11 protein-coding genes and 1 rRNA gene are annotated in these 13,381 nt (G+C 65.7%); 5 read left to right on the top strand and 7 right to left on the bottom strand.

Annotated features, from left to right (window positions below; genetic code table 11):
- Positions 1 to 33 precede the first annotated feature (33 nt).
- From BBJ41_RS34810 to BBJ41_RS34800, 3 genes are read right to left on the bottom strand one after another with little or no spacing between them, the layout of a single operon-like run.
- Positions 34 to 1,224 carry an acetyl-CoA C-acetyltransferase gene (locus BBJ41_RS34810; RefSeq protein ID WP_069750856.1) on the bottom strand — a complete coding sequence of 397 codons (1,191 nt, stop codon included), beginning with the start codon at positions 1,222 to 1,224 and terminating at the stop codon, positions 34 to 36.
- Positions 1,225 to 1,242: 18 nt separating this feature from the next.
- A complete protein-coding gene (locus BBJ41_RS34805) occupies positions 1,243 to 2,010 on the bottom strand; it encodes a 3-hydroxyacyl-CoA dehydrogenase (protein WP_069750855.1) in 768 nt (255 codons plus the stop codon).
- Between the two features lie 13 nt (positions 2,011 to 2,023).
- Complete coding sequence (locus BBJ41_RS34800; RefSeq protein ID WP_069750854.1) at positions 2,024 to 3,691, bottom strand: acyl-CoA synthetase; 1,668 nt, start codon at positions 3,689 to 3,691, stop codon at positions 2,024 to 2,026.
- 144 nt (positions 3,692 to 3,835) lie between these two features.
- On the opposite strand from BBJ41_RS34800, the gene BBJ41_RS34795 reads away from it, so the two are divergent.
- Positions 3,836 to 4,840, top strand: a complete 1,005-nt coding sequence (locus BBJ41_RS34795) for an AraC family transcriptional regulator (RefSeq protein ID WP_069750853.1) — start codon at positions 3,836 to 3,838, stop codon at positions 4,838 to 4,840.
- 128 nt (positions 4,841 to 4,968) lie between these two features.
- Here the strand turns inward: BBJ41_RS34795 and BBJ41_RS34790 are convergent, their stop codons facing one another.
- The 3 genes from BBJ41_RS34790 to BBJ41_RS34780 form a co-directional block, all read right to left on the bottom strand.
- Positions 4,969 to 6,378 carry a purine-cytosine permease family protein gene (locus BBJ41_RS34790; RefSeq protein ID WP_069750852.1) on the bottom strand — a complete coding sequence of 470 codons (1,410 nt, stop codon included), beginning with the start codon at positions 6,376 to 6,378 and terminating at the stop codon, positions 4,969 to 4,971.
- 311 nt (positions 6,379 to 6,689) lie between these two features.
- The gene (locus tag BBJ41_RS34785; protein ID WP_069750851.1) at positions 6,690 to 8,081 is read right to left on the bottom strand and encodes an aspartate aminotransferase family protein; all 1,392 of its coding nucleotides are present in this window, start codon (positions 8,079 to 8,081) and stop codon (positions 6,690 to 6,692) included.
- Between the two features lie 54 nt (positions 8,082 to 8,135).
- Complete coding sequence (locus BBJ41_RS34780) at positions 8,136 to 9,641, bottom strand: aldehyde dehydrogenase (protein WP_069750850.1); 1,506 nt, start codon at positions 9,639 to 9,641, stop codon at positions 8,136 to 8,138.
- A gap of 384 nt (positions 9,642 to 10,025) precedes the next feature.
- Between BBJ41_RS34780 and BBJ41_RS34775 the strand changes: the two genes are divergently transcribed.
- The 4 genes from BBJ41_RS34775 (at position 10,026) to BBJ41_RS34755 (ending at position 12,985) form a co-directional block, all read left to right on the top strand.
- On the top strand, positions 10,026 to 10,625 hold the full coding sequence (locus tag BBJ41_RS34775; RefSeq protein ID WP_069750849.1) for a hypothetical protein: 600 nt from the start codon (positions 10,026 to 10,028) through the stop codon (positions 10,623 to 10,625).
- 60 nt (positions 10,626 to 10,685) lie between these two features.
- Complete coding sequence (locus tag BBJ41_RS34770) at positions 10,686 to 11,057, top strand: nuclear transport factor 2 family protein (RefSeq protein ID WP_069750848.1); 372 nt, start codon at positions 10,686 to 10,688, stop codon at positions 11,055 to 11,057.
- 153 nt (positions 11,058 to 11,210) lie between these two features.
- Complete coding sequence (locus BBJ41_RS34765) at positions 11,211 to 11,675, top strand: GNAT family N-acetyltransferase (protein ID WP_069750847.1); 465 nt, start codon at positions 11,211 to 11,213, stop codon at positions 11,673 to 11,675.
- Positions 11,676 to 11,867: 192 nt separating this feature from the next.
- Positions 11,868 to 12,985 (top strand): IS3 family transposase gene (locus BBJ41_RS34755; protein ID WP_370512851.1). Its coding sequence is split into 2 segments (ribosomal slippage): positions 11,868 to 12,126 and positions 12,126 to 12,985, totalling 1,119 coding nucleotides; the frame shifts between segments, so codons are not numbered across the junction.
- 184 nt (positions 12,986 to 13,169) lie between these two features.
- Here the strand turns inward: BBJ41_RS34755 and rrf are convergent.
- Positions 13,170 to 13,282, bottom strand: a 5S ribosomal RNA gene (gene rrf / locus BBJ41_RS34750).
- Positions 13,283 to 13,381 lie beyond the last annotated feature (99 nt).

Here is a 13,381-nt window from a genome sequence, read left to right as displayed (position 1 = left end):
CGCGCAGACGCGTCGTAGCGTGCGTGCGACGCGTTATGCCACGCGTTCGATCGCGATCGCCGTCGCCTCGCCGCCGCCGATGCACAGCGAGGCGATGCCGCGTTTCAGACCGTACGTTTCGAGCGCGGCCAGCAGCGTCACCATCACGCGCGCGCCCGATGCGCCGATCGGATGGCCGAGCGCACACGCGCCGCCATGCACGTTGACCTTCTCGTGCGGCAGGTCGAGATCGCGCATCGCGGCCATCGGCACCACCGCGAACGCTTCGTTGATCTCGAACAGATCGACGTCGCGCAGGTTCCAGCCGGTTTTCTCCGACAGCTTGCGCAGCGCGCCGATCGGCGCCGTCGCGAACAGGCCCGGCTTGTCCGCGTAAGTCGAATGCCCGACGATCACGGCCTTCGGCGTGAGGCCCAGACGCTCGGCTTCCGAGCGGCGCATCATCACGAGCGCGGCCGCGCCGTCGGAAATCGACGATGCGTTGGCCGCGGTCACCGTGCCGCCTTCGCGAAACGCCGGCTTCAGCGTCGGGATCTTGTCGAGCTTCGCCTTGCCCGGCTGCTCGTCGATCGACACGACGGTTTCCGCTTTCCCTGCCTTCACGGTGACCGGCGCAATCTCCGACACGAAATGCCCGTCCGCGATCGCGCGTTGCGCACGCGTGAGCGATGCGATCGCGAACGCATCCTGCGCCTCGCGCGTGAACTGGTAAGCCTGCGCGCAGTCCTCGGCGAACGTGCCCATCAGGCGGCCCTTCTCATAGGCGTCCTCGAGCCCGTCGAGGAACATGTGGTCGAGCACCTGGCCGTGGCCCATCCGCATCCCCGCGCGCGCCTTCGGCAGCAGGTACGGCGCATTCGTCATGCTCTCCATCCCGCCTGCGACGGCCACGGCAGCCGAGCCCGCCAGCAGCAGGTCGTGCGCGAACATCGCGGCCTTCATCCCGGAGCCGCACATCTTGTTGACCGTGGTCGCGCCCGCCGCGAGCGGCAGCCCGGCCTTCAGCGCGGCCTGCCGGGCAGGCGCCTGGCCCTGGCCGGCAGGCAGCACGCAGCCGAACACGATTTCGTCGATACGTTCGGCCGGCACGTTCGCGCGCTCGAGCGCCGCACGAATGGCGACCGCGCCGAGCTCGCTCGCGCTCGCCGCGGCGAGGTCGCCCTGAAAACCACCCATCGGCGTACGCGCCGCCCCAACGATTACGATCGGATCCTGAGTCGTCATGATTCGTTTCCTCCAGTATTAGCGCGGTGCCATGCGCAACGCACCATCGAGACGGATGACTTCGCCGTTCAGCATCGTATTCTCGGCGATGTGGCGCACCAGCGCCGCAAATTCCTCCGGGCGGCCGAGCCGCGGCGGGAACGGCACGCTCTTGCCGAGCGCGTCCTGCACGTCCTGCGGCATGCCGGCCATCATCGGCGTCGCGAAGATGCCCGGCGCGACCGTCACGACGCGAATGCCGAACCGCGCGAGTTCGCGCGCGATCGGCAGCGTCATGCCCACCACGCCGCTCTTCGACGCCGCATACGCGGCCTGCCCGATCTGCCCGTCGAACGCCGCGACCGATGCGGTGTTGACGATCACGCCGCGCTCGCCTTGCGCATCGGCGTCCTGCTTCGACATCGCTTCGGCGGCCAACCGGATCATGTTGAACGTGCCGACGAGATTGATCGACACCGCACGCGCGAAACGATCGAGCGAATGCGGGCCGTCGCGGCCGACGACCTTCTCGCCCGGCGCGACGCCCGCGCAGTTGACGAGCGCATCGATGCGGCCGAACGCATCGCGCGCGGCGGCGACCGCCGCCTGCCCGTCGGCTTCGCTCGTCACGTCGGTCTTCACGAAGCGCGCGGCAGCACCCAGTTCGTGCGCGAGGCTCGCGCCGGCATCGTCATTGACGTCCAGCAGCACAGCCTTCCCGCCTTGCTCGACCACCATGCGCGCCACCGCGGCGCCGAGGCCCGAACCGGCGCCCGTAATCAGAAAAACGCGATCCTTGATATTCATCTGCAGTCCGTATTCAGGGTTGAGCGGCCTTCTCGGTTTCCATCTTGCGCAACACGAAGCGCTGGATCTTGCCGCTCGGGGTTTTCGGCAGCGCGTCGACGAATTCGATCGCGCGGGGATAAGCGTGGGCGGACAGCCGCCGCTTCACGTGCTGGCTCAGTTCGTCGGCCAGCGCCGGCGTGCCGTCGAAGCCGTTCGACAGCACGACGAACGCCTTGACGATCTCCGTGCGCTCCGGATCGGGCACGCCGATGACGGCGGCCTCGCTGACGGCCGGATGCTCGATCAGCGCGCTTTCCACGTCGAACGGGCCGATCCGGTAGCCGGACGACGTGATCACGTCGTCCGCGCGGCCGATGAAGCTCACGGTGCCGTCCGGCTCCAGCTCGACGTTGTCGCCGGTCCGGTAATAGCCGCCCGCGATCGCCGGCGTGTCCTGACGCCAGTAGCCGCTGAACCACAGCAGCGGCGAGCGGGCGATGTCGATCGCGAGATTGCCGGGCTCGCCTGGGCCGAGTTCGCGGCCCGCCTCGTCGAGCACCGCGACGCGGTAGCCCGGCATCGCGAAACCGGCCGAGCCGGAATGAACGACGTGCGCGAGCCCGTGATGGTTGTTCACGACCATCCCGAGTTCGGTCTGGCCGTAGTGATCGTAGATCGGCGCGCCGAGCACCGCGTCGAACCAGCGCACGACTTCCGGATTCAGCGGCTCGCCCGCGCTGCTGACCACGCGCAGCTTGCCGGCGATACGTGCCGCCGCTTCCCGGCCGGCGGCCATCAGCATCCGGTATGCGGTCGGCGAGCCGGCGAGGCTCGTGATACCGAGCCGTTCGATCACGTCGTACGTGCTGTCGACCGTGAAGCCGCCCTCGTAGAGCGTCGTCGCGTGGCCGAGCAGCAGCGGGCCCGTAATCGCGTAATAAAGGCCGTACGCCCAGCCCGGATCGGCGATGTTCCAGAACCGGTCGCCTTCGCGCAGGTCGACCGCTTCGCGCATGTACGCGCCGAACGCGAGCAGCGCGCGCAGCGGCACCGGCACGCCCTTCGGCAAGCCGGTCGTGCCCGACGTCGACATCATCATGAACAGGTCCGACCCCTTGCGCAGCACCGGTTCAAACGCGTCGGACTGTGCGTCGAGCGCCGCGCGGAAATCGATGTCGCGTTCCGGCAGACCCTCGCCCGGCTCGCGCACCGTCGCGACCGGCGGGCAATCGGCGATCTCGTCGAGCTTCGCGCGATTCGCGACGTTGGTCACGACCAGGCGCGCATCGCTCATGCGCAGCCGGTGCTCGATCGCCTTCGGGCCGAACGCGGTGAACAGCGGCTGGTAGACGGCGCCCGCGCGCCACGTGCCGAGGATCGTCGCGACGAGTTCGGGCGTGCGCGGCAACAGGCCGGCCACCACGTCGCCCGGTTTCACGCCCTGCGCGACGAGCAGGTTCGCGACCCGCGCCGACAGCGCCTGCATCTGCGCGAACGTGAAGCTGCGGTGCCGCCCGCCCGCGTCGATCCAGTCGAGCGCGATCGCGTCTGCCGACGCATGCCGGTCGCAGCATTCGACGCACGCGTTCAGGCCGCGCTCCAGGTCGCCGCGCAGATGCGTCGCGGCGGTCTCGATACTGAACCGGGCCACGGCGTCGGCGTAGGCCGGCACCGCCCGGGCGGTTGCTCCATCAGGCATGCGTGTCTCCTGTGCGTTATGACCGCCGGCGAGCCAGTGGCACGACGGGGATACATCGATGGTAGACAGCCGGCACATTGCAATCAATGACAAACCGAATCTAGAATCGTGATCGCTTTTGCCATGTCGGGAGGACGCAGGAAAATGGGGCCGCAGATGATTTCGCCGGATTTCGTCGACGACGCGCTCGCGAGCCTGCGCCGGCAGCGCATCCCGACGGAGCCCGTGCTGCGCGCAGCCGGCCTGCCGGCCACCGTGCGCGAGCCCGTCACGCCGCAGCAATACGGCCGGCTGTGGCTCGCGATCGCCGGCACGATCGACGACGAATTCTTCGGGCTCGCCGCGCGCCCGATGCGGCAAGGCAGCTTCACGCTGCTGTGCCACGCGGTGCTGCACGCCGGCACGCTCGACAAGGCGCTGCGCCGGGCGCTGCAGTTCCTGCGCGTGGTGCTGGACGAGCCGCACGGCGAGCTCGTCGTGGCCGACGGGCAGGCGCAGATCGTGCTGACGCAAGCGGGCGCACCGTACCCGGCGTTCGCGTACCGGACGTTCTGGCTGATCCTGCTCGGCGTCGCGTGCTGGCTGACCGGCCGGCGCATCCCGCTGCAGCGGATCGATTTCGCGTGCCCGAGCCCCGATCAGCGCAGCGACTATCACCAGTTCTTCGGCGTGCCCGTGCATTTCGACCGGCCGGACAGCCGGCTCGCGTTCAACGCCGCGTATCTCGCGTTGCCGACGATCCGCTCCGAGCAAGCGCTGAAAACGTTCCTGCGCGGCGCGCCCGGCAACCTGCTCGTCCGCTACCGGCACGACACGGGCTGGGTCGCGAAGACGCGCGCCCACCTGAAGGCGCTGCCGGCCGCCGAGTGGCCCGACTTCGATACGTTGGCCGGCCATCTCCGCACGACGCCCGCGACGCTGCGGCGGCGCCTGCGCAGCGAAGGGCAAAGCTTCGCGGCGCTCAAGGACGAACTGCGCGGCGTGCTGGCCCAGTCGTTGCTGCGCGGGCACACGCTCAGCGTCGCCGAGATCGCGGTCGAGCTCGGTTTCACCGAGCCGAGCGCGTTTCATCGCGCCTTTCGCAAATGGACGGGCACGAGCCCCGGCGCGTTCCGGCGTGACGTGCACGCGGCGCAGCAGGAGCCTTGAAACGCAGCAGACAAACGGCCGACGCAGCCCGGGTGCGCGTCGGCAAGCTCAGTCGCCATCCCGGGCTCGACGGGTTCGAAGCCCATGCCGAACGCCTGCGCGCGTTCGGCTCTTGAAGCGACGCGAACTCAGCGGGAGACGCCGTCGACGCTCGCGGCCACGCCATGCAGCGGCCGCGAGAACAGCTTGCAGCCCGCGTAGTAGACGAGCGACGTGAGCGACAGGCCGACGATCCACGAGACATCCGCGCCACCGAGCCGGCTCGCCAGTTCTCCCGTATAGAGATCGGTCGCCATGAACGGCGCCTGCGCGACGATGCCGATGAAGTACGACCCGACGGCGATCGCATTGAAGCGCCCGTAGATGCCGCCGTCCTGCCGGAAGAACGAATCGACGTCGTACTCGCCGTGGCAGACGAGGTAGTAGTCGACGAGGTTGATCGCCGTCCACGGCACGAGCACGTACAGCAGCAGCAGGATGAAGTTCGTGTAGCCGGCGAGGAAATTGTCCTGCCCGAACAGCGCGATCGCGAGCGCGATGCCGCACAGGACGATCGCGGTGATCGCCCGTGCGCGCGCCCTGCCCGACCACGACGGAAAGAGCGTCTGCAGCACGGTGATGGCCGACAGCGCGCCGCAATACAGCTCCATCGCGTTACTGGCCGCGATGCCGAACGACAGCACGACGATCACCAGCACGCTGATCCCCTGCGTGAGTCCCGTGAGACCGCTCACGACGTTGCCGTCGGGAGTCGCGAGTCCGACGAGGCAACCCAGCAGCATCGGGAAGAACGAGCCGAGCACGCAGCCCCAGTAACTCGACCAGAACGCAGTGCGCGGCCCCGTATCGGGCGGCAGGTAGCGCGAATAGTCCGACACGTAAGGCGCATATGCGATCTGCCACAGCGCGGCGACCGACATCGCGCCGAGAAAGCCCGACAGGTTCAGCGAATGCTTCGAGAACGTGTCGGCCGGCAAGCCGTGCACGAAGATGATCCACACGAAGGCCAGCACGAGCACGCTGCCCGAGCACCAGCTCAGCAGCCGCGCATACGCGTGGATCAGCTTGTATCCGTAGATCGATCCGAGCAGGCTGATCAGCCCGATGACGACGACGCCGGCGTCGAGCGGAATGCTCGCGTTCAGGCTATGCAACGCCTGCCCGCCGAACACGCAGTTCGACGCGAAGAAGCCGACATACATCACGACGACCAACCCGACCACGAGCAGCGCACCGAACGACCCGAACTGCCCGCGGGTCTGGATCATCTGCGGCACGCCGAGCTGCGGCCCCTGCGCGGAGTGCAGCGCCATGAAGACCGCGCCGATCAGGCTGCCGACGAGCGTGGCGAGCGCCGCCCACCAGAACGGCTGCTTGAACACCGTCGTCGCGAGCGATCCGGTGACGATCGTCAGCATCATGATGTTCGAGCCGAACCAGATCGTGAACAGATCCTTCGCGCTGCCGTGCCGCTCGGTCAGCGGAATCGGCTGGATGGTGCTTTCCTCGAGATGAGCAATGGACTCGCCCTGACTCATTTCGTCTCCTTGTTTCCGTTGTGATTTTCGTGGGTGCGCGAGTAGCCGACCAGCGTTCTCGACGCGATGCGGACGCGCCGGTCGGCATGACGTTTCCGGTTTTCAATCATCGGAAATCGTCATTTGCATTCCTTAATAATGCGCGGCCGCCCGGGCATCGTTTCCGTGCACCGTTACCTTGAAGTTCGATCTTCGGCGTATCGGGCGACGGCCCTGGAAACATTCCGCAATCGGCCGCCCCCGCAGCGATGTCTGTCGCGAAACGCGCTTTCGCCCGTCTGCCACCGGGCGAAAGCGCGTCGCCCGGTCGGTCAGCAGTCGATCCCGAGCACTTCACGTGCCGTCGCATCGACCGCCTTGCGCATCGTGCCGACCAGCTCGTCGATTTGCGCATGATCGATCACCAGCGGCGGCGCAACGATCAGGCGGCCGTTCGTCGAGCGTACGATCGCGCCGAGTTCGAACCCGACCGTCCGGCTGTGCCAGGTCAGATCGGCCTCGTTCGCGAAGCGCTCGCGCGTCGCCTTGTTCTTCGCGAACTGGATCGCGCCGACCGCACCCACGCCCTGGATCTCGCCGACGAGCGGATGGCCGTCGAACGCATCGCGCAGCGCCTTCTGCAGGTACGGCCCCGTATCCGTCTTCGTGCGCCCGACGAGGCCTTCGCGCTCGAGCACGTCGAGGTTGGCCAGCGCGACGGCGGCCGCGACCGGATGCCCCGAATAGGTCAGCCCGTGTGCGTAGACGCCGCCCTTGTCGACCAGCGCATCGCCGACGCGCCGGCTCATGATCAGGCCGCCCATCGGCACGTAGCCCGAGGTCAACCCCTTGGCCATGCAGATCAGGTCGGGCTCGAAGCCGAAGTGACGGTGCGCGAACCACTCGCCGGTGCGGCCGAAACCGCCGATCACTTCATCCGCGCAGAGCAGCACGTCGTACTGGCGACAGATGCGCTCGATCTCCTGCCAATAGCCGTCCGGCGGAAAGATCATCCCGCCCGCCCCCTGGAACGGCTCCGCGACGAACGCGGCGACGCGGTCCGCGCCGATCTCGAGAATCTTGCGTTCGAGCGACAACGCCGCCTGCTTGCCGAACGCCTCGGGGCTCAGATCGCCGCCGTTCGCGTACCAGTATGGTTCGTCGACGTGCGTGATGTTCGGAATCGGCAGATCGCCCATTTCGTGCATGAACGCCATGCCGCCCAGCGACGCGCTGCCGACCGTCGAGCCGTGGTAGCCGTTCACGCGGCCGATCAGCACCTTCTTCTCCGGCTTGCCCATCACGTCCCAGAACCGCCGCACGGTGCGAATCAGCACTTCGTTCGATTCGGAACCCGAATTGGTATACACGACGTGGCTGAAGCGATTGCCGAGCAACGCGAACAGCCGTTCCGACAGTTCGATCACCGACGGGTGCGTCGTATGAAAGAACATGTTGTAGTAGGACAGTTCCTTCATCTGCCGCGCGGCAGCGTCGATCAGTTCCGGTCGGCCATAGCCGACGTTGGTGCACCACAACCCGGACATGCCGTCCAGATAGCGGTTGCCGTCGTTGTCCCACAGATAAACGCCTTCGCCGCGCACCATCACGCGCGCGCCTTCCTCGTTCAGTGCCTTCTGGTCGACGAACGCATGCAGGTGATGCGCGGCGTCGCTGCGTTGATAGTCCTGCGTCGTGCGATGCGGAAAGTCGGGCGCATTCATAGGCAAGTCTCCGGTTCGTTTGATGAATAAGAAGCGTGGTTGTGCCGCGTCGAATCAATAGCTGATCCAGGTCGTCTTGAGACCCGTGTACTTGTCGATCGCGTGCAGCGAAAGATCGCGGCCGAAACCCGACTGGCGGAACCCGCCGAACGGCGTCTGCGCGCTCAGCGCATCGACCGTGTTGACGGACACCGTGCCGGCGCGCAGCCGGCCCGACACGCGATGCGCGCGCGACAGGCTGCCGGTCCAGAGCGACGCGGCCAGGCCGTAGATCGAGTCGTTCGCGAGCCGGACGGCCTCGTCCTCGGTGTCGAACGCCATCACCGACAGCACCGGTCCGAAAATCTCCTCGCGCGCGATCGCGTCGTCATGCTTCACATCGATGAAGATCGTCGGCTCGATGAAGTAGCCCTTGCCGTCGACGCGCGGCGCGCCTCCGCCGATCGCGAGCGTCGCGCTGTCGCGGCCGCGCGCGATCCACTCGCGCACCCGCCGGTGCTGCTGCTCGTCCACGATGGCCCCCATCCCGCTCGACGGATCGAGCGGATCGCCCGGCATGAACGCGGCAGCATGCGAAATCAGCCGGTCAACGAATTCGTCGTGGATCGAGCGCTGAACCAGCAGTCGCGAGTTCGCGGAACACACTTCGCCCTGGTTGAAGAAAATGCCGAAGCACGCCTTGCGTGCGGCGAGATCGAGATCGTCCGTATCGTCGAACACCAGGTTCGGGCTCTTGCCGCCGCACTCGAGCCATACCTGCTTCATGTTCGACTGCGCCGCATATTCGAGGAATTTCTTGCCGACGGCCGTCGATCCCGTGAACGCGAGCACGTCGACGTCGGGATGCAGACCGAGCGCACGCCCGGCAGTCTCGCCGTACCCGGCCACGACGTTCAGCACGCCGGGCGGCAACCCCGCTTCGAGCGCCAGCTCCGCGAGACGCAGCGCGGACAGCGGCGATTGCTCCGCGGGCTTCAGCACGACGCTGTTGCCGGCCGCCAGCGCCGGCGCCACCTTCCACGCGACCATGTCGAGCGGGAAATTCCAAGGCACCACGGCGCCGACCACGCCAAGCGGTTCGCGCGTGACGACCGCAAGGTTGCCCGGCTCGGTCGATGCGACTTCGCCATTCAGCTTGTCGACGGCCTCGCCGTACCAGCTGAACAGGCCGCCTGCAGCCGGCACGTCGATGCTGAACGCGTCGGCGACACGCTTGCCCATGTTGAGCGAATCGAGCAGCGCGAGCTCCGCGCCATGCGATGCGATGAGTTCGCCGAGCCGGCACAGCACGCGCTTGCGCTCGGCCGGCGCGCAGCGCGACCAGACGCCGGATTCGAATGCGTTGCGCGCTGCGCGCACCGCGTCGTCCACATCCGGTGCGTCGCACGACGCGACTTCCGCGATGACGGCCTCGGTGGCCGGGTTGATCGCGACGAACGTCCGGCCGCTCCGGGCGGGCACGCTGCGACCGCCGATATGCGCGAGCGTTCTCGGGACGACCTGCGCCGCGAGTCGTCTCCAGTCCGCGAGCTGAAGGTTTTCTGTTGAAGTTGGGTTCATTCGAGACTCCGTTGTGACGACCAGGCGCTTGTGCGTTGTTCTCCACCTGGATTCGACCCGACGAAAGACGCCGGCGGGCATGACCGAGGTCGATGACCGCCCTGAATCTCGGCAGTCGTCCGGTTGTCAAACTGTCGGCCATCAAAAAGAGATTTGAAAGAACAGTTTTTCTTCTCATTGAAGAGGTTATTTCTATTCATTCGGCTGTCGTGCAGTGGGAATTCCTGCCGCTTCACGGTTCCTGCGCCGTTTGTTTGCGTTCGGCCAAACCAGCCTTCCGGTGCGATGCGACGCGAAACTCGCGGCGATGCGTGGCAGGCACGACGTTGCACCGCGGCTCATCCGACCACATACTGGTCGGCCTGGACGAACGAGGTTGCGTCGATGGCGAGTGTCGAGCAGGCTGCCGCTTCGGTCTTTGGCGTTATCGGGACTGCCGTGTCGTTGCTGGCGGCGATTCCGTATGCGCTCGCGATTTATCGGCGCACCGTGCGTCCGCATCTGTTCACGTGGCTCGTATGGTCGATCGTCACGGCGATCGCAGCCGCCGGCCAGTTCGTTGCGGGTGCGGGGCCGTCCGCGTGGTGCACGGCGGCGATTGCCGTCACGTGCTTTCTGACGCTGGTGGCCAGCATCTTCCGCGGCGAACGCGGCTGGACACGCATCGACTGGGTTTTTCTGTGCGCCGCCCTTTCGGCCATCCCGCTCTGGATGCTCACCGACGATCCGACGATCGCGATCTGTCTGGTCACGCTGATCGAGCTTGCCGGCCTCGGCCCGACCGTGCGCAAGACGCTCCGCGATCCGTGGAGCGAGAGCCTCGCCTATTTCGCGCTGTGCGTGCTCAAGTACGCGCTGGCGTTGCTGGCGCTGAGCACGTGGAGTGTCGCGGTCGCGTTCTATCCGGCCGTCAACATCATCGCGTCGATCGGCATCTGCCTGGTGATGGTGGTCCGGCGTCAATCGCTGTCGAATGCACGGTAGGCGCCATTCGCCGCCGATGAATGAAATCACACCCCTGCACCAATCACGAGAGGCTCACACATGGATGCGATCCGTACCGTCATCGAACCTTACGAAGCTGCGCTTCGGGCCGCGATGCTGACCAACGATGTCGAGGCGCTCGATGCGTTGCTGGACGACGATCTGCTGTTCACCATCCCGTCCGGCCAGATCATCTCGAAAGACGACGATCTGGCCACGCATCGCGCGAAACTTCTGCGACTGGACAAGCTCGACTTTCATGAAACGCGAGCATCCGCGATCGACGGGATGATCCTGACCACGACGAAGGCAACGCTCGCCGGCCGTTTCGATGGCGTGGCTTTCGATGGCACATTTGCCTATACGCGCCTGTGGCGCCGCTCGGGCGCAGGCTGGCGCATCGTCGCCGGACATGCATCGCAGATCATGTAGCCGAACCAAACGTGCGCCGTTGAACGGTGCCGCCCGATTGCCCGACGAGTGGGCAAACTGAAAATCGAGAGGTAAAACGAAGTGAGCCAATGCACACCGGACGATGCACCGACGACGACACAGGCCGGCACGTCGACAGCAAGGGGAGACGAGATGCATCACCCATTTACCGTCCGTGCTGCACGTACTGCGGACGCAGACGAACTCACGAAACTTGCGCGCCTTTCGAAGGCGCATTGGGGCTATCCGGAGGACTGGCTCGATTTGTGGCAGCGCGATCTGACGATTTCGCCGGAGACGATCGAAGGGGCGATCGGTTATGTCGCGGAATCCGCCGGGACGATCATCGGATTCTGGGTGCGGGCATCATCGGATTCGGATCAACCGACGCCCGGATGGTTATTCGTCCATCCCGATCACATGGGCCGGGGCGTCGCGCGTGCGCTGTGGGAGGAGATCCGAAGGGAGGCTGCAGCGAGGGGAATCAGAAGCTTTGTGATCGAAGCAGATCCCAACGCCGTTCCGTTTTATCTGACGCTCGGAGCCGAAAAGATCGGCACAAAGGAATCGAGTGTCGTGCCGGGAAGGCTCTTCCCAATCCTGCGGATCACCATCTGATGGGCAAGCACGGAAGGGTGAAGCGACTAATATTTTGACAGAAGATGCAGCCAATAAGCCGTCGAATTGAGGAAGATAGCGGCCATTGCGGAACGACTTTGGCCTCTTGGGGATGGCGGGACCCTGACCTGCTCCCCGTAAACCGGGCCAGTCGGAATCTAGTAAAGTCCGTTTTCGGAGAGGAAGACGGACATGAAGAAGCGCTTTTCGGAAGAACAGATCATCGGCTTCCTGAAGGAAGCGGAGGCGGGCCTGCCGGTGAAGGAGCTGTGCAGGAAGCATGGGTTCAGTGACGCCTCGTTCTACACGTGGCGCGCGAAGTTCGGCGGCATGGAGGTGTCGGAAGCCCGTCGGCTCAAGGAGCTGGAAGCCGAGAACGCGAGGCTGAAGAAGCTGCTGGCCGAGGCGATGCTCGATATGGAAGCCCTGAAGGTGGTCGTGAAGGGAAAGCCCTGAGCCCGCAGGCCAGGCGCGAGGCGGTCGCGGCGATTCGGCAGAAGGTCAATGTCTCCGAGCGCCGTGCCTGCCGGCTTGTCGGGCTTTCGCGCAGCGTGCTGCATTATGAAGCGCAGCCGGACCACGAGAATGAGGCGCTCAAGGCGCGCCTCATCGAGCTGGGGCACCAGAGGCGGCGTTTCGGCTATCGGCGGCTACACGCGCTGCTGGCGCGCGAAGGAAGGCACGTAAACCACAAGCGCGTGCACCGGCTGTATCGCGAGGCCGGACTGGCCGTGCGGCGCCGGCGACGGCGCCACGGCGTGATGGTCGAGCGCGAGCAGCTGGCTTTGCCGAGTACGCCGAACGAGGTGTGGTCCCTCGATTTCGTGATGGACGCATTGTCCAACGGGCGTCGCCTGAAGTGCCTGACCATTGTCGACGACTTCACCAAGGAAGCGGTCGAGATCGTGGTGGACCACGGCATCTCGGGTCGGTATGTGACGCGCGTGCTGGACCGGGTGGCGCGCTTCAGGGGCTACCCGAAAGCGTTGCGCACGGACCAGGGACCCGAATTCACGAGCCGCGCGCTGGACCAGTGGGCCTACGCCAACGGCGTGACGTTGAAATTGATTCAGGCGGGCAAGCCGACGCAGAATGCGTACATCGAGTCGTTCAATGGCAAGTTTCGTGACGAGTGTCTGAACGAGCACTGGTTCACGACGCTCGCCCACGCCCGGGCCGTGGTGTCGGCATGGCGCCGGGACTACAACGAGGCACGGCCGCACAGCGCATTGAACTACCAGTCGCCGGCCGAATTCGCGGCGAAGCATCCGGCACCAGTAGGCGCTCCTGTCTTGCAGGAGCATGTTTGAACAGGACTTTACTAGAAGCTCCGTGGCCCTATCGAAGGGGGCAGGTCAACCCCGGCCCGTCGGGTACGTTTCGAGGCGCGCTGCGGCCAGCTCGGGCCAAGCTATCCCTCCTCTCGCGCACACATTTCCATCACCGAAATGCAAAAACCCCCGCCTGGTCGGGCGGGGGTTTCTGGCTTAGGGAGCCTGACGATTACCTACTTTCACACGGGAATCCGCACTATCATCGGCGTAGAGTCGTTTCACGGTCCTGTTCGGGATGGGAAGGGGTGGGACCGACTCGCTATGGTCATCAGGCAAAGAGGGTTGTCACGTTGCTTCGCAACGCAACCAATCGGGAAGAAGCAGTAATTTTTGAGGTTGTGCGTATCAGCACATCGCGGTCATTCAACCGCT

The organism is Burkholderia stabilis, from assembly GCF_001742165.1.
In the GTDB taxonomy this organism is placed as follows: domain Bacteria; phylum Pseudomonadota; class Gammaproteobacteria; order Burkholderiales; family Burkholderiaceae; genus Burkholderia; species Burkholderia stabilis.
The sequence above is the reverse complement of the archived record's forward strand: the minus strand, read 5'-3'. Positions and strand labels throughout refer to the sequence as shown.